17 protein-coding genes and 2 pseudogenes are annotated in these 24,170 nt (G+C 67.5%); 10 read left to right on the forward strand and 9 right to left on the reverse strand.

Annotated features, from left to right (window positions below; all coding sequences use genetic code 11):
• The 3 genes from CG723_RS49505 to CG723_RS45400 form a co-directional block, all read left to right on the forward strand.
• The coding region (locus tag CG723_RS49505; RefSeq protein ID WP_159032724.1) for a transposase at nucleotides 1–259 on the forward strand (259 nt) is incomplete at its 5' end.
• A gap of 519 nt (nucleotides 260–778) precedes the next feature.
• Nucleotides 779–3,763: an ATP-binding protein gene (locus CG723_RS45395; RefSeq protein WP_234374891.1), complete on the forward strand. Its 2,985-nt coding sequence runs from the start codon at nucleotides 779–781 to the stop codon at nucleotides 3,761–3,763.
• Entirely contained in the window at nucleotides 3,760–4,965 is a 1,206-nt protein-coding gene (locus CG723_RS45400) for a response regulator (RefSeq protein ID WP_159032726.1), read from the forward strand. Before CG723_RS45395 ends, CG723_RS45400 begins: the two co-directional genes overlap by 4 nt.
• Nucleotides 4,966–5,271: 306 nt before the next feature.
• Here CG723_RS45400 and CG723_RS45405 read toward each other — a convergent pair whose 3' ends face one another.
• The 3 genes and pseudogenes from CG723_RS45405 to CG723_RS45415 all read right to left on the reverse strand — a co-directional run.
• Entirely contained in the window at nucleotides 5,272–6,846 is a 1,575-nt protein-coding gene (locus CG723_RS45405; protein WP_100599409.1) for an ISL3 family transposase, read from the reverse strand.
• A 159-nt stretch (nucleotides 6,847–7,005) separates the two neighbouring features.
• Nucleotides 7,006–7,329 (reverse strand): hypothetical protein, encoded by a 324-nt coding sequence (locus tag CG723_RS45410; protein ID WP_159032727.1) that lies wholly within the window; start codon nucleotides 7,327–7,329, stop codon nucleotides 7,006–7,008.
• Nucleotides 7,330–7,661: 332 nt separating this feature from the next.
• A pseudogene (locus CG723_RS45415) lies at nucleotides 7,662–8,591 on the reverse strand (integrase core domain-containing protein); the annotation flags it as partial.
• 140 nt (nucleotides 8,592–8,731) lie between these two features.
• Here CG723_RS45415 and CG723_RS45420 point away from each other — a divergent pair.
• The gene (locus tag CG723_RS45420) at nucleotides 8,732–9,043 is read left to right on the forward strand and encodes a DUF7507 domain-containing protein (protein WP_107489232.1); all 312 of its coding nucleotides are present in this window, start codon (nucleotides 8,732–8,734) and stop codon (nucleotides 9,041–9,043) included.
• Nucleotides 9,044–9,225: 182 nt separating this feature from the next.
• Here the strand turns inward: CG723_RS45420 and CG723_RS45425 are convergent, their stop codons facing one another.
• Entirely contained in the window at nucleotides 9,226–10,122 is an 897-nt protein-coding gene (locus tag CG723_RS45425) for a hypothetical protein (protein ID WP_159032728.1), read from the reverse strand.
• 560 nt (nucleotides 10,123–10,682) lie between these two features.
• Between CG723_RS45425 and CG723_RS45430 the strand changes: the two genes are divergently transcribed.
• Nucleotides 10,683–14,936, forward strand: coding sequence for a CHAT domain-containing protein (locus tag CG723_RS45430; protein ID WP_159032729.1), 4,254 nt, complete (start codon nucleotides 10,683–10,685; stop codon nucleotides 14,934–14,936).
• A gap of 204 nt (nucleotides 14,937–15,140) precedes the next feature.
• On the opposite strand, the gene CG723_RS45435 is transcribed toward CG723_RS45430, so the two are convergent.
• The 3 genes from CG723_RS45435 to CG723_RS45445 form a co-directional block, all read right to left on the reverse strand.
• Entirely contained in the window at nucleotides 15,141–16,004 is an 864-nt protein-coding gene (locus CG723_RS45435; protein ID WP_100599415.1) for a discoidin domain-containing protein, read from the reverse strand.
• A 20-nt stretch (nucleotides 16,005–16,024) separates the two neighbouring features.
• Entirely contained in the window at nucleotides 16,025–16,528 is a 504-nt protein-coding gene (locus CG723_RS45440; protein ID WP_100599416.1) for an ISAs1 family transposase, read from the reverse strand.
• A gap of 66 nt (nucleotides 16,529–16,594) precedes the next feature.
• The gene (locus tag CG723_RS45445; RefSeq protein WP_100599417.1) at nucleotides 16,595–17,653 is read right to left on the reverse strand and encodes an NAD(P)-dependent oxidoreductase; all 1,059 of its coding nucleotides are present in this window, start codon (nucleotides 17,651–17,653) and stop codon (nucleotides 16,595–16,597) included.
• A 391-nt stretch (nucleotides 17,654–18,044) separates the two neighbouring features.
• On the opposite strand from CG723_RS45445, the gene CG723_RS48580 reads away from it, so the two are divergent.
• A complete protein-coding gene (locus CG723_RS48580) occupies nucleotides 18,045–18,440 on the forward strand; it encodes a transposase (RefSeq protein WP_234374893.1) in 396 nt (131 codons plus the stop codon).
• Nucleotides 18,356–18,740, forward strand: a pseudogene (locus CG723_RS48585) (transposase); the annotation flags it as partial. The gene CG723_RS48580 and the pseudogene CG723_RS48585, both read left to right, overlap by 85 nt.
• Nucleotides 18,741–18,800: 60 nt before the next feature.
• Here the strand turns inward: CG723_RS48585 and CG723_RS45455 are convergent.
• Nucleotides 18,801–19,358: a hypothetical protein gene (locus CG723_RS45455; RefSeq protein ID WP_234374895.1), complete on the reverse strand. Its 558-nt coding sequence runs from the start codon at nucleotides 19,356–19,358 to the stop codon at nucleotides 18,801–18,803.
• 265 nt (nucleotides 19,359–19,623) lie between these two features.
• Nucleotides 19,624–19,812: a hypothetical protein gene (locus CG723_RS45460; protein WP_100599419.1), complete on the reverse strand. Its 189-nt coding sequence runs from the start codon at nucleotides 19,810–19,812 to the stop codon at nucleotides 19,624–19,626.
• Between the two features lie 443 nt (nucleotides 19,813–20,255).
• Between CG723_RS45460 and CG723_RS45465 the strand changes: the two genes are divergently transcribed.
• From CG723_RS45465 to CG723_RS45475, 3 genes are all read left to right on the forward strand, one after another.
• Complete coding sequence (locus CG723_RS45465; protein ID WP_199842143.1) at nucleotides 20,256–21,317, forward strand: serine/threonine protein kinase; 1,062 nt, start codon at nucleotides 20,256–20,258, stop codon at nucleotides 21,315–21,317.
• A gap of 316 nt (nucleotides 21,318–21,633) precedes the next feature.
• A complete protein-coding gene (locus tag CG723_RS45470; protein WP_324907905.1) occupies nucleotides 21,634–22,173 on the forward strand; it encodes an SET domain-containing protein in 540 nt (179 codons plus the stop codon).
• 174 nt (nucleotides 22,174–22,347) lie between these two features.
• Nucleotides 22,348–22,890 carry a hypothetical protein gene (locus tag CG723_RS45475; protein ID WP_100599422.1) on the forward strand — a complete coding sequence of 181 codons (543 nt, stop codon included), beginning with the start codon at nucleotides 22,348–22,350 and terminating at the stop codon, nucleotides 22,888–22,890.
• The last annotated feature ends 1,280 nt before the right edge of the window (nucleotides 22,891–24,170 follow it).

The raw sequence follows: 24,170 nt of genomic DNA on the forward strand, positions 1-24,170 counted from the left end.
TTCCCAGCCCTCGCACCAGCGACAGCTTGACTTCCTACCAAGCTCGGATGTCTGTGGATCGGACCCGGGGTGGACGCGAAGGGCGTACCTTCCCGGGTGGGTCTCCTGGCGTGACCTGCCGGAACGCTACGGGCCGTGGCAGACGGTCTACACCCGCTTTCGCCGCTACGCGCAGTGCCGCATGCTGGGGGATAATCCCGCAGTTGCGTTGAGAATTCTTGTAGACGGCCAGGTCATTCTCTGCTGGGCCTGCTGTTGACTCTCTTTGAGCGCCGTGGTGCTCGGCGGCGTGGTCGTCGGGGTCCTGGCCAGCTGCGGCGACCAGCAGGCTGCACCTCGTCGCGTGCGCAGTGGTCTGGAGCTGGGCCAGGATGGCGGGGCAGCCGTGGTGGCCATGGTGGCGGGCGATGCCCATCAGCAGCAGTGCGGGCGGGCGCCAATCTGCGCAGGGAAGCGGCCCCGGCAGCTTCCCCCTCCCATCCCCACTTCACCGGCCCTGGTGCCGCGCAGAAGTCATGCGCAGAGGGCAGGAGTTCCTGATCTACGCGGCGCACACCACCGGCCTCACTCGGCTCTTCCAGAATGCCGCTGGAACCATCGGCGTCTGCAGCGCACCAGGCGGCAGCCGGTGCTTCCACTGCGAGGGGACCGGGGGGTGGCCGGGCCAGTGCGGCTACAGTCCCTTGTGGCGACGTGACGATGTGGGGAGAGGGGGCTTCATCGCGTGGGGACGGATGCGGACGGCTCGGTTCAGCCAACAGACCAGCGGAGCTTAGGAGTGTTGTCACGCCCCAAGACGGTCGGATCAAACGAAATCGACGTTGCGGTTGATGCGCTGCGCGGGTTGGGGTTGCCGGAGCCCGCGCCCGAACTCCGCAGAGCGCTGCGAGTGGCGCTTACCCACAGTTCGTACCTCCATGAACACCGCGACCTGTTTCCCGGGGTCACCCGCAGTCTCCTGAATGTCCTCCAGCGGCTCGGCATGGAGTATCTGAGGAAGCAGGCGACGGTCGAGATCTTCCGGCGCGGTGGGGTGCAGACGGCGGGTTCGTTGAGCAAGGGGGTCGGTCTGGTTCCGCCGGTCGTGCAGTCCTGGTCGACGCGTCAGGAGTGGATCAACCAGTCGTGTGCGGTCGGAGGCAGCCTCACAGGTGGCCCGCTTCCGGCCCGGTCGGCCGCTGAACTGTGCTACCAGGTTGTCGGGGTGCTTTGCCTCGCCGGCGAGGAAACTGCCGCCGCAGCGTTAGTGGGCCGCTTGATCGCTGCCGCTGATGAGGGCGGGAGCATTGCGGATCCCAAGACGGAACTCCAGGAAAGACTCCAGGGAAGCCGCACCAACGGCTCGGCCGTCTACAAGTACCAACGCGAAGGTCCTGAACACGCGTTGACATTCCGCGCTGTCGTCACTGACAGCCGTGGGCGCCGCGGCACCGGTGTGGGACCCAGCAAGAAGCGCGCGTCACAGCAGGCCGCGCTGGACTTCCTCCGACGGTATGTGCCGGAGGCCCTCGGCACCCGCAACGTCGCTGCCCCACGACTCGTGCCTGCACAGATCCCACTACAGCAGTCTCACGCAAGGGTGGTTCGGCATCTGCAGGATCTGTTCTCGCTGACTGCAGAGGCTCGCCCGCTGCTGTCCCAGGCTCTGATCCATTCCTCGTGGGCGTACGAGCACCGGGAGGTGCTGGCTGCCTGCCGCCAGCAGGACAACCAGGTCCTGGGATTCGTCGGTTCTCAGGTGCTGAACTACGAACATGCCCTCGACAGCGTACGCCGCGTGCTGCCCGACCCTCCCGAGGAACTGTCCTTACTGACCTTGCCGAACGAGGTCCACGATGGCGCGTTCCGGCATGTCGGCCTGGAGTCGGGTCTGCTGTTGGGCGCGGGCCAGGCCTCGCTGGGTATTCCGGCCGAGATGGGGGCCAACGCCTTCCAGGCCGTGATCGGTGCCGTCTTCGTGGCCAGAGGGTTCCCGGATTCCCTGCATCCCACGTGGCCGCGCCAGTGGGAGCCCGTGTGGCGGATGGTGGCCCCGGAAATTCCACGGAAGCAGGACCCGACCACACTGCTGCAACAGGCGGCCTCCGCCATGAAACTGCAGATCGGTTTCTCCTATCGCATGTCGGGCCCCGACCATGCAACGGAGCAGCACGCTACCGTCACCTTGAGCAGCACGGAACTGGGTACCGAAACGCAGATCGAGGGCGCGTGGATCGGCGCCAGACCAAAGGCCAAGCACCAGGCTTCCCAGGCGGTGCTGACCGTTCTCGACAAGCTCGCAGCCTGCCGCCCCAGCGAGGATCTCCGGAGCGAAGGCCCCACCGCCCGGTCGGTAGGCCGGTTCCTCTTGTCGCATCAGGCCGCGGTGCTGGCCGTACACCGCGTACCGGTGCGGCGCTGGGTGGACGCACGGTTGTTCGGCCTGCACTGGGCTGCTTCCCCCGCAGACCTCCTGTCATGGGCTCAGGAGGCCGATGAACTCATCAGCGGCACTGTGGACTTCCGGCCCAGTATCAGCCACATCGAGCAGGCCTTCCGCGCGGCGAGCGAGCTCGCCGCCGGCTCGCAGGTGGCCATTGAGCCGGAACTGGCTGCCGTCCTGGACATCTTGGAAGGGCTGCATACACCGGATGCGCTGACCGCCGACCAGCTCCAGCGCCTCGTGCAACTGGCGGACCTCTGCCGATGCCTGGGGAGCGACGACCTCGGCGTCGACCTGCGTGAGCTCGCCGACGACTGGGGTCTTCTGCATCGCGGCGGACTCCTCGTTCCGCGCCTCCTGCCCGGCATGCGGTTGTCCGGTAGGGAACGGGCCATCCTGGATGCTGGAGCCTCTGCTGTCCTCGCCTCCGGCACCTCAGCATCGGTCGAGGTTCTCAGCTCAAGCCCGTTGCGCCTGCGCTTCCTGGCGGGCGCTCCGCTCGACCCGGCCGCCGGCAAGCGGATGTGCACCCTGTGGTCGAGCGTGAGCAGGACGGCCATGCTGACACTGAACGAGCGCGGCATCGATGCCACCATCCTCACCACAGCGGACCCCACCTCGGCAGGACCCATCACTCGTGCGGCGCGAGCGGCATTGCAGCCTGCGGCCCGGCCCTACCAGGCCGCGGTGGCCGACCTGTTGCACGATCTCAAGAACCAGCTCGTTGCTGCCCGGCTGGCCGACTCCTCCCCTGCCGAAACCCGAACCGCACGCCTCCAGCAGCAGCTTGCCGCCAGCCGCCACTTGGACCAGGCCCATGCCCTGGCCGCCCGTCTCCGCTCCACCACCTCTCTGCTGGGACCTACCGGCACGGAGAGCGTGGACATCGGATCCTTCCTGCGCCACTACGCTTCCGGTGTACTCACCCGACTCCCCGGCTCGATCTCCCTGTCCATACCCGACGCGCCCCGCAGCGTCCGGGTCGCCCTGGACGAAGGTGGCCTCACTGCCGTCCTGGACAACCTCGTCGGCAACGCGATCGAGGCGCTCCCTGGCGGCGGATCGATCACCCTGGAATGGACCGCCGACGACGACGAAGCCGTCGTCGAGATCACGGACGACGGCCCGGGCCTGCCGCCCGAAGTCGTCGCGGCCCTGGTAGCAGGCGAACGCGTGCGCAGTACCAAACCCGGTGGCAACGGCCTCGGTCTCCTGGGGGTCCAATCACTTCTGAACCGCGCCGGCGGAGAACTCACGACCGTCCCGGCCCCCTCGGGCACCGGCACCGCCTGGCTCATCACACTGCCGATCGCCCCTACCACAACAACGGAGGACCTGTGACCGACGAGGTGACCGGGGCACGCATCCTCGTGGCGGACGACCAGACCGACGTCGCCCGAACTCTTTGCAGCCCGCTGCGCAAAGCGGGAGCACAACTACGCTTCGTTCCCGACGGCCAGACCGCCCTGGCGGAGATCGCCATCCGCCCCTTCGATCTCATCATCGTGGATATGAAGATGCCCCCCGAGGAATGGGGTGGCCTGTGGCTCCTGCGCCGCCTCAGCCTCGACGGATGGCGCATCCCCACCCTGGTGCTCTCAGGCGAAGGATCGAAGCAGCAGGTCATCGAAGCCCTGCGGCTGGGATCAGCAGACTGGATCGACAAGGACGCCGCCGGCGAGGAACTCCTCGGCCGGTGCACTCAAATCCTGCGCGACCGGCTGGAACCGTCGCTGGAACTCGCAAGCACGCAGCTGCCCACCCCCCTCGCGTTCCGCTTCGCCCGATACGCGCGAACTACCGACCCAGAGAAACAGGTCACCGAAGGTCTCCATACGCTGGAAGCCGTACTCCGTTTCGCAGCCGCGCTAGGCCTGAGCAACCCCGCGCCGGCACCCCTCCAAGGCATCAGCCCAGAGCGCCTCGCACAGCCCAGCATGGGCACATGGTTCACCCTGTGCACCGCCCTCGCTCAAACCCCAGGGTGCTGTACCCCCTTCACAGAGATTCTCTCTTGGCTCATGCCTGGCCGCGCCGACCGACAGCCGGTGCAAGACCTCGTCAAACTCCGTAATGACATCGCCCACGGCAGGGCTACGGCCACTCCCGCTCACCGAGACAGCCTGGACCTCCTGCTCCGCCGCTTCGCCCACCGCGCCGCGTCATCTTGGCGCGCCTCACTGGCCGTGCCCACCTCCATGACCTACGACGGCTCGACCTACACCCTCGACGTGCTCACATTCACCGGAGCCGGAAAACCAAGCCCCGGCACCGTCCGCACCGAGCACCCCCAAGTGACCGGCCGAATGCTGCTCCTCACCGGTCATGCCCCGCCTCTCTGCCTCTCCCCCTGGCTTGTCGCGCAGGCAACGCACCCGTCCGGAACGCCGCGCTGTCTACAGTTCGACGGCCTGCAGCGCGCGAGGAATAGCCCCGATTCGGCCACCCCACTGAAGTACGCCAAGGCCGACGACGGCGAAGACACAACAACGGCTGGGCATCCCGGCGGTACGTGGCAGGCGCTAGCAGCATGGCTCCGATGAACGTGCTCACCCTGCCGTAAGCAGCGGCCCAAAATCCTCTGTCAGGTCATCCTTCCCAAGGATCATGTCCTCAAGGATGGTGGGCGAGTGGCATGTGTCCGCCGGGACCAACAGCCTGCCTGACGGAACGACCGGATCCGCATAAGCTCCCGGTGCCCTGTCCGACACCGTCCGACAGGGCACCGGAGCGGTCAACTGTCCAGCGACTCGGGAGCTTCCTCCACCTGGTACAGGACGCACATGCCGTCGGACGGCCGTGTCAACGGTCGTGTGGAACTGGCTCTTCGGCACTTTCCGTGAAGCCGATCAACTGGCGAGGAGAATGCGGCGCTTGAGGAGGTCGAATCCGGCTCGGCCGTAGTGCTGGCGCTTGAGGAGCTTGATCCTCGTAACGTTGCCCTCGACGGCGCCGGAGCTGAGCGGGAGTGTGAGTCCGGCGGATGACGGCTGAGAGGTCCTTGCGAAGTCCGTTGCCGAAGGTGCGGATCTCCTTGACCTTGGACTCGTCTGCCTGAGCGAGCCACTCACCGAGCCGGTGCCGTCAAGGCGGCGGAGGATGGTGGCGAAGCCGCGGGCCAGGCGGCAGGCTTCGGCGATCTCCGGGCAGCGGCCGCACACGTCCTTGAGGTCCTGGCGAGCCTGGTCGCTCTGGTTCTCCGACCGCCCGATGATCCACCGGACGACATCGGCGACCGCGGGTGGTGGCGGCGGAACGGCCCGCGGGCCGTTGTGCCGGGACAGGGTGTTGAGGAATCGACGGACGCTCTTGCGGCCCCCGCGGTAGCCGCGGGCGGCGATCTCGCCACGAAGAGTCTGCGCGTTGTCGCACCCCTCGGCCCAGCGGCGCGCGAGATACGGCTTGTGCGGAGTCAATGCGCTGGTGCGGCTGGGCCGCTCCCGCATCAGCGACTCGGCGGTCGCGGCCCTCGCGTATCGCCGTACCGTTTTGCGGTCGAGGCCGAGCCGCGCGCTGATCGCGGCGATGGTGAGGCCCTGCTGGAACTGGGCCTGGACGTCGCGGTGCCGTTCCCGGATCTTGCGCTCGTAGGCGGACTCTTCGTCGGGCTCCCGGGCCTGGACAGGAGCCGGTTCAATCTCGCGGACCTTCAGGCAGGAGCGGTGTCGGGTGACCGTCTTCTCCAGGCCGGTGGCGAGGTTGTGGAGCAAATGCCATCGGTCCGCGACCTGCGGGATTCCGGGCTGCCCGCGCTCGGCGCCCTCCGCAAAGGCGCCTCCGCGGTCGCGGCAGACCGTGCCGATGTGCGGGTGTTCGCGGAGCCAGTCGGCGAAGGTGTCGGCCGTGTGATCGGGCAGGACGTCGACGGGGCGGCGGCTGTCCATGTCGATAAGGATGGCACCGAAGCGCCGGCCCCGGCGGAACGCGAACTCATCAACACCCAGCACGGTCAGCTCGGGTACCTCCGGCAGGTCCATGCCGCGGATCAGCCGCAGCAGCGTGGGCCCGCTCACCGGGACGGCCAAGTGCCCGGCAAGGCGTTCACCAGCCTGTCCACCCAGCGCCAACGCCACCTGCTGCAAGGCCCGTTGGAGCGTCAGCGTTCGCCGGCCATAGCGGAAGGTGAGCTGGTCGACTTGCTCGGCAAAGGTCTTCTTGACGCAGGCAGTGTTGTCGCAGAAGAAGCGCCGGACCTCGAGGTCGATCGCCGTCTCCTGCCAGGAGACTGCCGTGTCGGCGAGCCTTCGGCCGTAGCGGCTGTGGACCCGCGACGACACGGTGCCGCACCCCGAACACCGGGCAGTCGGCGCGGTGCACCTGGCCGCGATCCGTATGGACTTCCCGATCCGGGCAACGCTGTCGATCAGCACCTGCGTCAGGTGCGGGAAGAGAACTTTCAGCAGACCAGAAGCGTGATCCCCCACCGGGAAGGGCTACCCAAGATCATCCGCTTCACGGAAAGTGCCGAAGAGCCGTAGTTCTCCCCAGATGTGAGGTCCGGGGAGATGCTTGACAGTTCGGTCCCGGGACTTGCTTGACGGCGTCTCGCATGATGCTTGACGGTCCCAGCTGATGGTTGACGGTCAGCGGGGACCGGCGATGTAGCGGGTGGCGGGACCGCCCTTGAGCGGGTGGGTGGAGATCTCGACCTCGCCGTCGAGAACGCGGAAGCAGGTCTCCTCGATGACCACGGTAACGGTCTTGCCGGCGTGCGCGACACCGGGGCGGAGCTTGTGCCGGGCGACGAGGAAGGTGCCGTCGGCTCCGACCCGCCGGACGGCCCGCCGTGGCTGTGACGGAGGAGGTGGCAGCGGCGTGGTGGCGGTCCGGGCGCCGGTGAGTTTCGCGCGGCGCTGGTGTGGGATCGGGGCGGTGAGGGTTTTGACCAGGAGCCCGGCATGGATCACATACATCAGGCTGCCGTCGAAACGCAGGGTGACGTGCTTGCCGATCAGTTCAGTGCCGAGGGCGACGGGCGTTTGCCCGAGCGAGACGACGCCGTCCTTGGCCGCCTTGCGGTCGACTTCGACGACGGCCGCGGGCTCCAGGGGTTTGTCCGCGCTGACGCCGCCCAGGGGTTCGGGTCCGCCGAGCCGCCCGCCCGCATGAGTAGTCCTTGCAGGTCAGCGTCGGTGAAACTCATCGAACGAGTTCTGATCAGTTGCCCGTCGAGCACGACGTGCACGGTGCGGTGGCTGACCCAGACCGTGACGGTCCGGCCAACCAGGGTCGGACTGAACTACAGGCTCCGTGCCTGCGGCAGCATCACGTGCCGACCCGGGCTGACCACGGCCTCGAACTCCACTGCCTGGAGCGGGAGGATCTCCTCGGACGAACTCGGCGGCGGGAGCACTGGCAGCCGCATCGGTTCCGCCATCCCCACCGTCGTCTCGGCCACCGCGGCTTCCGCAGTCTCCGGCATGTCGGCTGGGAGTGAGTGTGGGTGGAAGGCCTGAGCCGGAGTGGCCATCTCCAGCGACTGATGCGGCCTAGTGTGGTTGTAGCTGTAGACCCATGTGTCGATCGCGCTCTGGGCCGCGACCGGGTCGGCGAAAGGGCCGGAGTGGTCGAGCATCTCGCGGCGCAAGGTCTTATGAAACCGTTCGATTTTCCCGGTTGTGGTGGGTGACTTGGGCTTGGTCAGCCGCTGGTTGATGCCGTTCTCGTGGCATACCCGCTCGACCATGACCTCGGTGGGCAACGGCTTGGAATAGCGGCCGGTGAACTGCTTGCCGTTGTCCGTCAGCATCTCCGAGGGGACCCCGAAGCGGCGCATCGCCTCGATGAACGCCTGACACACGGCTCGCCCGGTTGGCTGCACCAGCACCGTGGCGATCACGATGAACCGCGAGCAGTCGTCGATCCCGGTGACGAGCTTGCACTCCCGCCCGTCGGCAAGGAACACCCCACCCATCAGGTCCATCTGCCACAGCTGCATCGGAGCACCCCGCTGCCACCGCTTGTAGACGCGGCGGTGTACCTGGACCTGGTGGTTGACCAGGCCGTTGCGGACCAGAATGCGGTGCACCGTCGAACGACCCGGTGCGTTCGCGACCCCACGTACGGCCAGTTCATGGGCGATCCGACGGGCACCCCACTTCGGATAGGTCTGCCGCAGCTGGCAGACGGCGAGTTCGACCTCGGTCGACACCCGCGACGGCGAGCTGTGCGGCCTGCGCGTGCCGGCAGATCAAGGGCGTCTACTCCGTCCGTGACGCCCACTCGTACGGCACCGGCACCGCGCCCGTCATCGCTGCCGAAGGCGCTCCCGCCGAGCCCCTGGTCTCCGCTCTGCCGGTCCTGGACAACATGCAGGCGGCAGGAGCCGCGGGCCCGCTCGGCGATGTCATGGCGTACTGGATCCGGGTGTCCAACCCCGGCAACACCACGCTCGGCAACGTCACGCTGAGCGGCAATCTGAACAACCTTGCCGCCTGCGCCCGGGCCACGCTCGCCTCCGGTGCCGAATACGTGTGCCGGGGCGCCGCGAGCGGCACGCGGACCGTCACCCAGGCCGACCTCGACGAAGGGTTCGCACCGGAAGTCACCGTGTCCGCCACCGCCCCGGACGGGGCAGGCATCTCCGCCACCGCGACCGGGGACCGTACCCAGATCCACTGACCCGGACGCCGCGGTCGCGGCACCTGAACCCGGGCCCGGGACCGCGGCGCCCCGGCGGAATGAGGTTCGGAGGCGGCGGGGGTACGCCGCGGGGCTGCACGCGCTCACGCCGCTCGGCGCTGCCGGAGCGTGAGGCAGTCCCCGGAGTGCGTCGGACGGTTCGTCAGGCCGACAGGCTCCGATCAGTCCGTCACTGTGCCGTCCTGCGAACCGGGGGCTCCTACCAGACGGGCGGTGATCGCATGTCCTGCGGCGACTGTCGACTCTGCGGGCGGCAGCCCCAGCCGTTCGGTCAGATCCTTGCTGTGAAGGTCGACTGCCGTCTCGATCAGAACGGCCAGGTTCTCCCCGGTGCTACGGGCCCGCAGCACGGAGACGACAACGAGACAGGCGCCGACGAGGGCACAGGGCCACCAGCACGCCGAGATCGTGAGGTACAGCACGCCCCAGCCGGACAGCCTCGCAGCATCGCTGGTGCTGTCCCGGGCGGCGGCGACCTCGGCGCGCAGCGGGTCCGGGAGCACAATCCACAGGCGGGGCCAGACGAGAGCGAGGTCGTCCAGGCCGTTGACGCACCGGACGCGTTCGGCAGTTCGTGCGTACCGGTCCCCGATCCGGGTGGGCCGCAGGGCCCGGCCCGGCCCCAGTCGGTCGCGTTGCCGGTGACGACGCAGGGCCATGGCGTCAGTCTGCTGGGCGTCGAGTTCGGCCGCGCGCAGAATCGCCTCCCGCAGCCTCCGCGTGGCCCGGTCCCACCGGCGGCGGCGCGCTGCGAGCAGCCAGGTCGCGGGCGGCAGCGCGCCGGGGATCGCCCAACAGCGCTCGACCACACCGCCCAGGACACTCGCGACCTGACCGACCACGCCGCCGGCCAGCATCGCCGCGACGGCCACCAGGACGACCACGGCCGGTGTGTGGAGTGCGGGTATCCCCGAAAGCCGGTCCAGCCAATCGCCGAGAGGCCCGAATCGGAAGGGGGCGCTCTGCTCCAATCGCGTCGCCGCGGCCAGGACCACCAACCACAACAGCCCGGGAGCGACCAGCGCGGTCAGCCAGCGATCCACCAGCTTGGTCGCCATGCCTCCCAGGAACGCGTTCACCGTGCAGGGCGGCGCGGATAGGGAGCCATGGTGTTCGCGCCGGGGCCGGCCGCGGCGCACACCGGGGTACCCACGCTCTCTTCCGCGAGCACCACACGGTTGCAGCGCACCAGCGGGCAGGTCCACCCCAGTGTCGGGTTCACGACTCCCGGCGGCAGACTGGGTATTGCGGGCGGCTGCCCGGGGCCCGCCCCCCGCACGCTGCTCGTCAGACCGGGCAGGCCCTGCTCTGCTGCGGCACGGTCGATCGTGTCGAGCAGCTGCTCGACCCGGGCGGAGTCAGGCTCCTCGCGTCCTCTCAGCAGTGTCAGAAGTGTGTCGAGAGCATCTTCGGCCGCTCCCTCGCGAAGGGTCTCCCTGACGGCAGGCCAACGGCTGAGCTGACCGCACAACGCGTTGAGCCGTCTGCGAATCTCCGTGTCCACACCCACGCCCCTCCGGCCGTTCCTCCTACCTCACGAACAGACCGGAACTTACACCGCGTCACATCATCGGCGGATACGATTCTGATGACAGAGGCCGATCGTGGGGGGTTTGCAGTGTCGGAACGCTCGTGGTGGCTCGCTTCTCTTCGGCGGTGCCTGGACCGTGCGGGCTCCGATCCCGCAAGGATCCTGGAGCCCGAAGCCGAACGTACCGCCTCCCTCCTTCTGGCCGCGATAGAGCCGGAAACAGACACCGACGCGTACTTCGTACTAGGCTTCTACCACTGGATGCGCTCTCAACTACTTGACCAGCGGGCCGGGTTGGATGACATGGACGCGGTCCTGCGGTTCATGCTGCCCGTCTTCTGGGCCGATCCGGAGCTCGTACCCGAACCGCTGCGCAAGGCCTTCCGTACCCACCCGGGCCTGGCACCGCTGGCCATCGGGAAGCCGGAGGTGCTCCAGCGCCACGCCGAAGCCATGGTGGACGCGTTCGGCCGCTCCGCCGACCTCCAGAACCTGCGCTCGGCCGCCACCTATTTCCGCGCGGCAGTCGTGCGGACCCCACTCGGCCATCCCGACCGCCTCACGCGCCTGAACGACCTGGGAGTCTGCCTGCGGGATCTGTACCCCCGCACAGAGAACCAAGCGTTGCTGGCCGAAGCCATCGTCACCGAGCGGGCGGCCCTGTCGCTCGCCGGGGAAGGTCACGGCTACGCGCGGCGTGTGGCCGCTCTCGCGCATGTCCTCGATCTCCGGGCCGGGTGTGCGGACGAACCCGCGGCCTACGCCGACGTGGTCCATGCCGTACGGGAAGCCCTGGACACCCTCCCGCAGAGTTCCCCGGAGCGCCCCGAGGTGCTCAGCTGCCTCGCCGGTGCTCTCGGCCGTGAGTACCAGGTCACCGGCCAGCTCGACACGTTGGACGAGTCGTTACGGGCCATCCGCGAGGCGGTCTCCCTCACGCCGCCGAACCACCCCAACCGCCGCATGTACTTGGTGAATCTCACGACCGCGCTGACCGCCGCTCATGAGCGCACCCAACGACCGGGCCTGCTCGAGGAGGCGGCCGAGGCCAGGCGCGAGGTCGTGCGGTGCACCTCGGACGACGACCCGGCACACGTCGAGCAGCTGTCGAGCCTCGGCGACACACTGCTCCGGCTCTCGCTGCGCGATCGCGAACCCGGCCTGCTGGACGAGACAGTGAAGATCGGACGCGAGGCAGTGGCGGCCGTTCCACAGGAGCACTCCGACCAGGTCATGCACCTGATCCGCCTGGCGCTGGCCCTCCACCTGCAGTACGAGCACTCCGGCCGCGCCGACGAACTGGAGTCGGCAGCAGAGGCTCTGCGCGAAGCCGCGGGCCAAACTGCGCGGGGGCACTCCGGCCGTAGCCAGATACGTGACCTCCTTATCACCAGCCTCGAGACCCTCATCGATGTCCACGGCCGGACGGACATACTGGACGAACTGATCCAGTGCCTTCGGGAGACGGTGGCAGACCTGCCACCCGGGGAGGCCGAACGCACCGAGCGACTGGACCAGCTCTGTGCCCTGTTGCCCACAATGTTCGAACTCACCGGCGACCCGGGGCACCTTGAGGAGGCGGTGCGGCACGGCCGCGCTGCTGTTGACGCCACCCCTCGCGAACACCAGCGCCGGGCCGGCCGGCTGACGAACCTCGGCGGGGCCCTGGCGCAACTGCACGGGGAGATCAGCGAGGCGGGCTCCTCGCACGCCGACGGGGCCGACCTGCTCCGGGCAGCGGTTGCCTGTGAGCGCGAGGCCGTGGCACTCACCCCAGTCGGCGAGCGCAAGCGTCCGCAGTACCTGAACAACCTGAGCTCCGCTCTGCAACGCGTGTTCGCGCGCACCGGGCAGGTGGCCTTCCTGGAGGAGGCCGTGGAGGTCAGCAGACAGTCCGTGGAGCTGACGGAACGGGACGCCCCCAACCGAGCCATGTTCCTGACGAATCTCGGCGGCGCGGTCCGCTCCCTCTACCTTCAGACCAACCGGATGGTTCTCCTGGAGGAGGCCGTCCGGGCCGAGCGGGAGGCCACGGCTCTCGTCCCCGACGGGCATCCGCGACGGGCCAGCCACCTCAACAACCTGGCAAGCACGCTGCAAACCCTCTGGATGCGCACGGAGGAACCGGATCTCCTCGACGAGGCGATCGACGTGCAGCGGAAGGCCGTGCAGGCCACACCGGGCCGCCACCCCGCGCGGGCGGGACGCCTGATCGGCCTGGTGAGCCTGCTGAGAATGCACTACGAGCGCACCGAGCGCATGAAGGTCCTCGCGGAGGCCGTGAAACTGGCCCGAGAGGCACTGTCCCTCCTGCCCAGGGACCATCCGAGTGCCGCCGGGCATCTCAATGGCCTGGTCGCTGTCCTGCTCATGGCCGTCAAGAATGCGAAGTCGTCCGTCACCGTCCAGGACATCGCGCAGTTCGAGAGCCCTATCGAGGGCGCCATCTCCCAACTGCTCTCCTCCATGCCCTTTCTCGACGCGCAAGCCCTGGACGAAGCCGTCCAGGCCGCACGCGACGCGGTGCGGCTCGCTGAAAACGATCACCCGAGGCGCGCTGAGTTCCTTTTCAACCTCGGGCACGCGCTTGAGGCCAAGGCCGAGCAGAGCGACTCATCGGAGCTGCTCGACGAAGCACTCCACTGCTACCGCGAGGCCGGGGGCAGCCAGACCGCCACGGCCTTCCTCCGCATCTCGGGCCACCGGCGTTCCGCGAAGGTGTCCGCACGTATTCCCCATCAGGCCCGGTCCGGGCTCCAGGCCATCGAGGACGCCATCCAACTTCTGGAGACGTTCGCTCCTCGCAGCCTCGTGCGGCCGGACCGCCAGTATCAGCTCAGCCAGCTGTACGAACTGCCCGGTGAAGCGGCAGCCGCCGCTCTGCACGCAGGACAGACCGTCCGAGCGGTCGAACTCCTCGAACAGACCCGCGGGATTCTCGCCGCCGACGTCCTCGCGCAGCGGAGCTCCGAACAAACCCGGCTGCACGCACTCGTACCCGAACTGGCCGAGCGGCTCGACCGGTTACGGATCCGCTTCCACAAGCTCGATCCTCCGAGTGCGGTCGGAGAACGATCCCATGCAGCGCACGGTGAGGGTGAGCCCGTCGGCGCCTCCGCGCGACATCAGTCCGAGGAACGCGTCGAAGTCCACCGGGCATGGCAGGAACTGCTCGCGCGGATCCGCCGGCAGCCGGGGTTCGGTGACTTCCTGTGCGCGCCGACCGCCGCGCGTCTGGCGCGTCAGGCCCAGGACGGCCCCATCGTCTTCGTCACGACCAGCGCCACCCGGTGCGACGCCCTCATCCTGACCTCGGAGACCGATGAGCCGGTCCAAGCCGTGCCCCTGCCCGGGCTCACGCAGGAGAAGGCGTACGACCAGGCGAACCGGCTGCGCACGGCCCACCAGCGTGTCGCGGACCCCGCTCTCGACCCTCAGCGGCGGATTGCGGCGCAGCGCGAGATTCTCGATGTCCTGGCATGGCTGTGGGACGTCGCCGCCGAACCGGTTCTGAACCGGCTGGGCCATACGGCCGGGCCCGCAGACGGAACGCCCTGGCCCAGGCTCTGGTGGTGTCCCATCGGCGTCATGGCCTTCCTGCCGTTGCACGCGGCCGGGTATCACGCGGAACTCCGCGGCGCATCCCCTGGGGGCACGACAGCCCCGCGGACGGTCCTGGACCGGGTCGTCTCCTCCTACACCACCACGGTCGGCGCTCTGGAACACGCACGCGCCCACGGTTCGGACGTGCCGACCACCGTGGTCGTACCGGTGCCCGACACTCCTGACAGTCCGCTGCCCGGCGTCGGCAGGGAGGTGCGTGCCATCAGCGCCCTCATCCCGGACGCTCATCTGCTGACGGACCCCAGCCGCGACAAGGTGCTGGAGTCCCTGCGTGAACACCGGATCGTCCACTTCGCCTGCCACGCACGGGCCGACGAGACCGATCCCGGGCGCAGTCTGCTGATCCTGCCCGACCACTCCGATGCGCCCTTGACCGTCACGGATATCAGCAGCCTTCAGCTGAGCGGTGCTCTTGCCTATCTGGCGGCCTGCGAAACCAGCGTCACCACCCCGAGACTGGCCGACGAAGCACTTCACATCACCGCCGCGTTCCAGCTCGCGGGCTACCGGCACGTGGTCGGCACACTCTGGTCCGTCGACGACCGTACGTCCGTCGACATGGCGACGGACTTCTACGGCCGTCTCACCGACCAGGGCACGGCCCCGCCGCTGGTCGAACGCAGCGCCCACGCACTGCACTACGCCACGCGGCGGCTGCGCGACCGCTACCCCGGCACCCCCACCCTGTGGGCGGCGCACACTCATTCAGGCCCGTGAGGACAGGAATCGCGGCCCGACTCCTCCTGAATCGATCAGTCAGGTGCTCGGGGCCTGCAGCAGAGTGATCTCGGCCGCACCGGCGTACGGGCCGTCGTTCGCCGCGGAGGTGGCGGTGAGGCGTACATGTCCCGCCCGGGCCGGAGGGAACAGCACCTCCTTCTCGACCTGGTCGTCGGAGAAGGTTCCCTGTGTGACGGTGTGTCAGGCGACGCCGTCGTCACTGATGTCGAGGGTCCACTGCCCGACGCGGCCATTGGTCCCCCCGTCCTGCCGGGGCAGGTAGCGGAACCCCGCGAGCCGCCGAGAGCCACCCAGATCCATGGTCACCCGATGCGGCATCGGTGCCGCGGCCGGAGAGTAGGCGGTGTGCCAGGCCGTGTACGGGTTGTCATCGATGAGGTTGTCGACGCGTCCGTCCTCCGCGACGGTCTCCTGGCTGTCGGCGGTGACGGTGATCCCTGCTTTGGGCACGGCCGTAAGACGCCCGGAAGGACTTCCCGGCGGGCCGCCCACAGCATCGACTCGGCCGAGGAAGGCCCAGATGGAGGACGCCCGCGTCGAACCCCAGGTACGTTCCGCCGCCACAACCTGCAATGGCCTGCGGGCGAAGTGGTCGAGGAAGGCGACACTCCGGGCGACCTTGTAGCCGAGAACGCGCCCTCCTGCGCTCTCCGGCGTCGGGAACGCATACCGTTCGTACACGTCACGAATGTCGACGTAGCCGTACTGCCCGAGCTTCTGTCCCATTCCGGCGCTGACGTAAAGGACGGGTTCGGGAGCGGCCACGACCGTATATCCCTTGGCCACCAGCGGGGCCGGGTCACTGTCAATGTAGTCGTCGAAGACGATCGTCCGGTCGGGCTCGATGGACGACTTCTGGCCGTACTGGTCCCGCCACTCCCAGACCTGTGTCGTCTTTCCGTGCGAACGAACCTGCTGGTTCAGTGTGTTGAGGAAGTCGACGAAGACATCGCCGGTGTAGGCGAAACCGAGAGCGTCCCTGCGGGCGACCAGTTCCGGGCAGGCGTTCTTCTTGTCGTCCAGGCCGATCTCGTCACCTCCCACGTGTCAGGGCTGATGCGTTCTCAGATTTCAAGATCGAGTAGTTGGAGTGCGTGGTCGTTTCGTGACCGGTAGTGGTCGGTGGCGGCGGCGATGTTCGTCCATCCGGCCTGGCGGATGAGGCCGATGGCGGGGTTGCGGAGGGTCGCCATGGCGCGGGGTGCGGTGCCGGTGCGGACGCTGGAGGCGTCTTCGGCGAAGGTCACGTCCCGCACGTGGTGCAGGGCTTCCACCTGCCAGTGCCCACGGATCAGTTCGGCGAGCTGGCATGCGGTGACCTGGTCCGGGGTGAGGCTGGTGACCGCGTAGATCGTCTTGATGGTGGTCTTGCCGGTCCTGCGGTTGGTGCGGCGCCGCTTGACCTCAATGGCCTGGACGGCGTGGGGGAAGAGCAGTCTGGGCTGAACGGTGCAGACCTTGAGTCGGCGGATCTCGCGGCGTCCGTGTCGCTGGTCGCGGGTGCGGTGCTGGAGCGGGACCTCGCGCCAGGGCAGCTGCCGCAGCTGACGGCGGAATCGCTGGGACACCCGCCCAAGAAGCCCGCGCATCCGATGACCCACTGCCCGACGGCCTTGGGGTGCTGACCGCGAGTGTCAGACGGTCACCACGGGCACGCCGTCCGGACGACCGGCGAGCAAGGCCGCGATGTGGTCCGCACACAGAATCGCCGCGGTGGCCATCGCGCTCCTGGTCATCCCGGCGAGATGCGGTGTGAGCAGGGCGTTCGGTAGGCCGAAGAGCGGCGAGGCGAAGGCGGCGTGCTCGTGTTCGAAGGTGTCGACGGCTGCCGCCGCGAGCGGGTGTACCGCGTCGCCCAGTGCGTCAGCCAACGCCTGCTCGTCGACGATCCCGCCCCGGGCGGTGTTCAGCAGGATCGACCCCGGCCGCATCACCGCCAACTCCGTCCGACCGATCATCCCTCGGGTCTGCGGGGTCAGCGGAAGGTGCAAGGAGACCACGTCAGTGGTCGCCAGCAGAGCGGTGAGGGACTCCGCCCGCGGCACCGAAGTCTCGGCCGGGCGCCGAGAGAAGCCCTGGACCGCCATGCCCAGGGCGGTAGCCCGCTTGGCCAGGGCCAGGCCGATCCGGCCCAACCCGACGATGCCCAAGGTCAGCTCCGACAACTCCAATGCAGGAGTGGCCGGAGCGATCCAACGGCCCTGGTGCGCGGCCTCGTTGTGCGCCGGGAGATGGCGGGTCAGGGCGAGCAACTGTGCCAGGGCGAACTCAGCGACCGCGTTCGCATTGGAGCCCGGGGTATGAGTGACGGCAACGCCATGTTGAGCGGCGGCGGCCAGCTCGACATGGTCGGTGCCTGCCCCGGCCCTACCGACCACCCGGAGCCGGTTGGTCAGCGCGTGATCGGTCGCCGCCGCGAGGAAGGCAGCACGTAGCGGGACACCCGCGCGGGACTTCACCGCGTGATAGCCGATTCCGTCCCGGACGGTCTCAGTGATCAGCGCCGGTTGGTCGAAGCCGTCGAAATCGGTGAAGTCCACCCGGCCGGCCCAGGCAGCCCGTGTCCGGGCTTTGTCGGCCACCCGCCGAAGGTTCAGCGTGACGTCCAGCCCGTGGCCGAGCAGACTCCCCAGCTCCCGGTCAAGCAACTCGCCAGGAGCCGCATCCAACAACAGGACTCGCGCCTTTTCCACTTGATCCCCCCTTCCCCAGTCCCTGGACCCTACTGCGCTCCAGGAACTGGTCGCGAAGCTCCTGACCCGACACCCCTGCGTGACACCGCCCTGCCCGATACCGCGCCTACTGGCGGAGCCTCTTAGTGCGTTGTGGCAAACCGGATCTTGTTCGAGCGGCAGCGGGTGATCGTCTGGACTGAGGTTCGGGTGCGGTCGCGGGCATGAGAGAACGGGCCCCTTGGTAGTGACGCGGTTACGACACCAGCACGACCAAGGAAGCCCGTTGCCTGATCAGTTGAGCAGTTTCACTGTGGCTGCGTCCACTGCGGTCACCCCTGGGTGTGACTGCTACGTGCACCGGTTCGGTTCGATCGCTTCGGGGCGGCGGACAGGCTGCTATCCGAGTGACATGACGGATGCGGAGTGGGCCGAGGTCCGCTCCGCGATGCCGGTGCCGGCCTGGCTCCTGAAGCGGGGCGGGCGTCCGGAGGCGTTCTGCCATCGCGAGATGCTCGACGCTGTGCGCTACCTGGTCGACAACGGCGTGAAGTGGATGGCCATGCCGGTCGACTTCCCGTACTGGCGGGCGGTCTACGACTTCTTCCGCCGCTGGCGGTCCTGCGACTACGTGCGGGAACTCCACGAACGTCTGCGCCGCACGCGAGGGAACGCTCAGGCCGAGGCGCTGAGCCCAGCGGGGGGATCATCGACAGTCAGTCGGTGGACGCCTCCGAGACCGTCGGCCAGGACAGCCGCGGATACGACGGCGGCAAGTCACGTGACGGGCGCAAGCGTCACATCCTGACCGATACCGAGGGCCTGCTCCTGGAGGTGACCGTGACCACGGCCGATGTGCACGACTCCAAGGCCGCCCCCGCGCTGCTGGAGACGTTCATGGACCAGCCGGGCCGGCTGCTGAAGCTGGTGTGGGTCGACAGTGCCTACCAGGGCCCCGCGCTGGCCGAGGCGTTCGCCCGTCACGGGGTGCGCGTCGAGGTCGTGCGCCGCTTGGACGGACGGCGCGGATTTGTCGTACTGGCCCGCAGGTGGGTGGTGGAGCGCACGCTGAGCTGGCTCGCCCGCTCACGGCGCCTCAACCGCGACCACGAACGCCGCCTCGACCACCACGCCCAGATGGTGTGGTGGGCCGCCGTGATCAGGCTGTCTAGGCGCCTGGCCGGGGACGCTCCGCGCTGGCCGGAGAAACGTCCCGGCCGACTGCTCCGGGCGCGGGCATGAACCGCCCGTCCCTCGTTCGCACCAGCCAGCCCCGCTTCTCCAGCACGTAGGCACGGTGACGGATCTTCTCCACCTCGTTCTTGATCTCCGCCTCGCGGCCCACCGCCCGCGTCAACTCCACCCCGCTCACCGGCCCCGAAGCGGCCACCACCACGGCGAACACCTCCCGATACAGGCCGCTGAGCACCTCCTCACCCATGCCCGACCGCCACACCGGCGGCCGCTCGCCATGCCCCGCGCCGGGGCCGACCGATCCCGCGGCGGCACCCATCTCACCACCAGACGGCACGGAAACCGGCGTATTCACCGGGCTCTCCCCGGCCAGCACCGACACGAGCTCCTCACGCCCCACCCGGGCCCGCTCGACTCGCTCCCGCGCGGCATCCACCTCGGCCTGAGCCTGCTCCAGAACCTCCGTCCAGGACTCCAGATCCTGCCTCGCCCGCGCCTCACGCTCTTCCATCAACCCCAGCACCGACGGCATCGCACCCTCCTCGATCCACGACAAGCCGTCCGCTGCCTGCCCCTACACCTCCGCGATCATGCCCCGCACACGAAGAAGTCCCTGTTCATCGAACAGGGACTCCCTTTGCCACAACGCACTCAGTCGTTCCCGCCGGCCACGACGTAGGGGGACTGGAACATCTTACGACGAGGTCCCGCCACTGGGCGCGCGTGGCCTGGTCGGTGTCCAGCCCGCGGGGCGGGGTGTGGCCAGCGGGCAGGGGGAGGCCGAGCAGTAGCCCCACTCAGCCGCTCTGGCGCGCGCGTGCGGCTCGCACCGACTCCTCCAACGCGGCCATCAAGTCCACCGCCGGCCCGGGCTCGGGCGGTGCGGCCAGCTCGCCGCCGGTCACCTTCGCCTCGACCAGCTGCTCAAGCGCGTGACGGTACTCGTCCCGGAGCTGGCCGCCCTCGACGCCCGTGCATTCGCGCATCAGTACCTCGGCGAGCTCGAGTTCCCGGTCGGTGACCGGTGCGGATGGGGCGAGGTCCCCCGGGTCGCGCAGTTCGTCTTGCCAGAGCAGCGTCTGGGGGATGAGTACGCCGTGGCGTGGCCGCAGCAGTGCGATCCGTTCCCGCGAGCGGACGGCGACCCTTGCACACGCCGACCTGCCCGGTGCGCGCGAGCGCCTCGACGAGTACTGGTGAACCCGGTTATGCGAACTTGCGGAATGGTCGAGTGTTCGGCGAGGTTGCCGAGCGGGCCCGAACGCGACCTTGGCTCGCCGGGGCGCACTGAGCCGCTCCGCCGTCCAGTTCACTGGGTTTTGCCGATCGACCTTCACGTACAGTGCGCAGGCAGCAGTTGGTGGGCACTGGCACGCATGGTGGAAACGAGGTCGGCATTCGGATGCAGGTAGCGGTCGAGCGTTCCGATATGTCGGAAGACGCGCGCTTGGCCGCCTACAGCACAGTCTCCACGTCCCTCGCCCTGCGAAGTGATCGCCGACTGGGCGAGCTCGTGGACGCCGCCGTGCCGCTTGGCTCCGGCATCGGCGGGACGTCTGCGCTGCTGAAGGTTGACGGGAAGCCGGTCTTCGTGAAGCGGGTGCCGCTTACGGATGTAGAGCGGCTGCCGGAGCATGCACGATCCACGGCCAACCTGTTCGGGATCCCCACCTTCTGCCAGTACGGCGTCGGTGGTGGGGCTGGTTTCGGGGCGTGGCGGGAGCTTGCCGTTCACACCATGACGACGAACTGGGTGCTCGCAGGGCAGTATCAAGGGTTCCCGATGATGTACCACTGGCGCGTGCTGCCGGACACGGCCGCGCTTCCTGAGGAACTCGCGGACGTGGAGCGGGTCGTGGCCTATTGGGGAGGCAGTCCGGAGGTACGCCGTCGTATCGAGGCTCTTGAGCAATCCTCTGCGAGCCTGGCGCTGTTTCTGGAGTACATCCCTCAGACGCTCCACGAGTGGCTCACCGAGCAGGTACAGGCTGGTGAAGAGTCTGCCGACCGGGCTTGTTCCCTGGTGGAGGGCGAGCTGGAGGCCGGCACGTCCTTCATGAATGCTCGCGGGCTGCTGCACTTCGACGCCCATTTTCAGAACATCCTGGCCGACGGCCGACGCCTCTACTTCGCCGACTACGGCCTCGCCCTCTCCTCGCAATTCGATCTGTCACCGTCCGAGACCAGCTTCTTCGAGATGCACCGGACCTACGATCGCTGCTACACGCGCAGTTGGCTGGTGAACTGGCTGATCACGAATCTATACGGATATGAGCGGAAAGAGCGCGAGGCCCTTATTCGCGCATGTTCGGAAGGGGCGGACCCACCGGACGGACCACAAGAGGCCAGGGCGATCCTCTCCCGCCATGCACCGCTGGCCGCAGTCATGACGGACTTCTACGTCAAGATCCAGGACGAGGACAGGGAGACTCCGTACCCGTTGGAAGCGCTCCGTCGGGCCCTCCATGCGGACAGGTCACGTCGCAGCTGAACAGGGACTCAGCTTCTTCACAGCTTATGATCCGTACCGGTCGAACCCGCGACCGTCCGGGGGCCGGCACGAGGTGGGAGGAACGCCGGTGGGAGGGACGGGACGTCTGGTCGGAGTCAGTCGCAGGGCTGAGGCTTGTTCGAACAGCCGTCGGTGCGGCGGCCTTTGCTGAGGTCAGCGGCGTACTCCGTGCGTGCGCTGCCAACGCAAGGCCGAACACTTCCTGGCCCTTGTGGGACTTGCCGCGTCCCTCATCGTATTTCGCCGACTCACCAAGCACTGACTGACACCACCTCTGACACGGCACGATGGGCCAATGGCATCCCCACCAGAACCGCATTGCTGGCTGCACCCTCACGCTGAGGTCCGTCCGTCTCCCGTTGCGGGTTCGGGCCTGTTCGCCAATGCGCCCATCGCAGCCGGAACGGTCGTGGCCCGACTGGGCGGCCGGCTGGTCTCCCACCAGGAACTACAAGACCTCTTCGCCGCCGCCGGGCTTGACCCCAGCCGCCCTTACATCGACACCATCGTCGTGACCGAGACCATGCATCTCGTCCTTCCACCCCGTGATGAGCAGTCCATCGGATACGGCAACCACGGCTGCGACCCGAGCTTGTGGTGGGACGGTCCGTACACCCTTCTCGCCCGTCGCAGCATCGCACCGGATGAGGAACTGACCAGCGACTACGCCACCAGTACCTGGGATCCGCAGTTCGTCCTGGCATGCTCGTGTGGCTCACCGACCAGCTGCCGAGGAACCGTCACCGGCAACGACTGGCAGCTACCGGAGTTGCGGGCACGCTACGGCAACCACTGGGTACCAGCGCTCCTGTCACGTATCGCTTCAACCGAATAGGGAGCCAAAGGAAACGACGTCTTAACACGGGATTCTGCGGTTCTGGCTCTGCCAGCCTCGGCTCATATCGAGGGTACTGCTGATCAAGAATTTCGTGCCGACTGGGTGAGACGGAAACACTCACCCAGCCGGAACGCGCGAAGAAACTCGCATGCCAGGAAGGGAAAACACGCTGTGCCGAAGCAACATGAGGACGAAGTCCTGCGCAGGACATCCTTCAAGGTCCTGTCGTGTGTATCCACTGTTGCCTTCGGACTGGTCGCGGTCGGCTTGCTCGTCAGCCTGACCCATGACCTCGAAGGCGGGCCGACGTCTGGCGTGGCCGCTTGTCTCTTCACCATCGCGCTCGTCCGTCGCCTCCTGGGCTCACGTATCGTGCTTGACTCGTCTGCCGTGGAGATTGTCAATCCGCTGGTTACGTACAGAGTGCCGTACAGCTCTGTCGCGGAGATACGGGGCGGCGGCGGAGGAACGCTGAACCTGGTCACCCGGGCAGGAGACGAGATCTATTCCACAGGATTCGGTGGGTCGCTCATCGACAACTTCGTGGGGTCCACAGGGCGCGCGGCCGAGCGCATCGAGCAGCGGGTGAGGCGCGGGCGGAGGGTAACCCAACAGGGCTCGGTGACGAAGAAGTTCACGGTCTCTTGGATAGCCGACTTCTGCACGGCCGGGGCCATTATTTGTGCTGTCACTGCAGGTGTCCTGGGAGTCTGAGCCGTTGTTCGGTGCTTCTTTCGTCGCCGCGAGCACAGCTGGCGCTTGAACTGGTGCAGCAGGGTGAGGGACTGCTCGACGACGTAGCGGAGCTTGCCCAGTCCCTCGATCGCTGATGTTCGGCTTTTTTCTTTCAGTGGTTTTTGGTGTGGGGTTTTCAGTGGAAACGCTGGGTGGCTGAGCTGGGGTTTGGTGCGTGTGTGCAGGCTGTGCTGAAGGTTTCGTGCCGGGTTTTTACTGTAGGGGCGCGCTGTATCTGCAGGTAAGTAAGGCGCTGACCTTGTAGACGGTCCAGGGCCTGTGGGCGGGGCTGGTTGCTGCGTTGTCGTCTTTCGGGTGAATCGGGTCTGGTGTAACCCCCCAGACACAACATCAGGCACACCATCCGATCTGCGATCTGACCTGCTATCAGTTAGCTGATCTGTTCCGCGATCAGGAAGTACACCTCACGGCGTCGAAGCAGCATAGTCGCAGGTCAAACTCCCTTTTGGGGCGATGGCCGGACCCTGACAACCCCTCACACGCACCCCCGACCGTCTGTGACAGCAGGAAGGAGAGGAAGCACAGGCAGACGGACGGCGGGCGCGTGCTCGGGGTGAGGGCGCGAGAGGCGTTCCCGGCCGCGTCGGCGGAGCCTCCGCGAACCGGAACGAGGGAGAGTGGGAGAGAGGGCGCGACAGAGGCGCAGGAGGAGCAGCGAGGCGCTCTCACTGGCTTGGAGTCAGGCGCAAGCCTGATGGCCAGAGTTGGAGGTGCCCAAGAGGAAAGGAGGACGCTTGGCCTGAGAGGCTGACTCCCACTCGCTTTCTGATGGGTGTCGTGGCTTTTTCAGTGGTGTGACGTGGGGGGTTTGGGGGTGGGTGAGTGATGTCGGGTGTCGTCGTTGTGGTGAAGTCCGGTGTCGTTTCCCGGTGTTGTTTTGATGTCGCCTCTGTAAGCGTCCCATCTGGGTTGTCTTGCTGACGTAGCGGTATGACCTGAGTTTGTGGGTGTACTTGGTAAGCCTTCCGGCACTGAATAAGTGACGCTGAACAGTGAAAAAATGGTGACGTGATCCAGGGCTAACGGGGGCGGTCGATGGTAAGCATGCAGGCCATAATCTAGCTACCTATAGAAATGACTCACACGGGCCGGCCAGGAGAGCCAGGGGTATGTCTGATTCTGACCATAAACATGACGGAGCATCAAGCTTTATACGGAAACCCCGGCAGATGCACCGTCATACCCACCAGCCCCCACCCTTGCAGCCAGCCGCTTGTTGGTGGGACCGCGCGGAGCGT

It is taken from the genome of Streptomyces sp. CB01635 (genome assembly GCF_002803065.1).
Taxonomy (GTDB): domain Bacteria; phylum Actinomycetota; class Actinomycetes; order Streptomycetales; family Streptomycetaceae; genus Streptomyces.

What these genes read in the sequence shown, in the direction of transcription:
- CG723_RS48580 (WP_234374893.1), top strand. Translation starts at nt 18,045, where the DNA reads ATGACGGATGCGGAGTGGGCCGAGGTCCGCTCCGCGATGCCGGTGCCG.
- CG723_RS45425 (WP_159032728.1), bottom strand. Translation starts at nt 10,122, where the DNA reads ATGGCGACCAAGCTGGTGGATCGCTGGCTGACCGCGCTGGTCGCTCCC.
- CG723_RS45465 (WP_199842143.1), top strand. Translation starts at nt 20,256, where the DNA reads ATGTCGGAAGACGCGCGCTTGGCCGCCTACAGCACAGTCTCCACGTCC.
- CG723_RS45455 (WP_234374895.1), bottom strand. Translation starts at nt 19,358, where the DNA reads ATGCCGTCGGTGCTGGGGTTGATGGAAGAGCGTGAGGCGCGGGCGAGG.
- CG723_RS45460 (WP_100599419.1), bottom strand. Translation starts at nt 19,812, where the DNA reads ATGCGCGAATGCACGGGCGTCGAGGGCGGCCAGCTCCGGGACGAGTAC.
- CG723_RS45470 (WP_324907905.1), top strand. Translation starts at nt 21,634, where the DNA reads ATGGCATCCCCACCAGAACCGCATTGCTGGCTGCACCCTCACGCTGAG.
- CG723_RS45420 (WP_107489232.1), top strand. Translation starts at nt 8,732, where the DNA reads ATGCAGGCGGCAGGAGCCGCGGGCCCGCTCGGCGATGTCATGGCGTAC.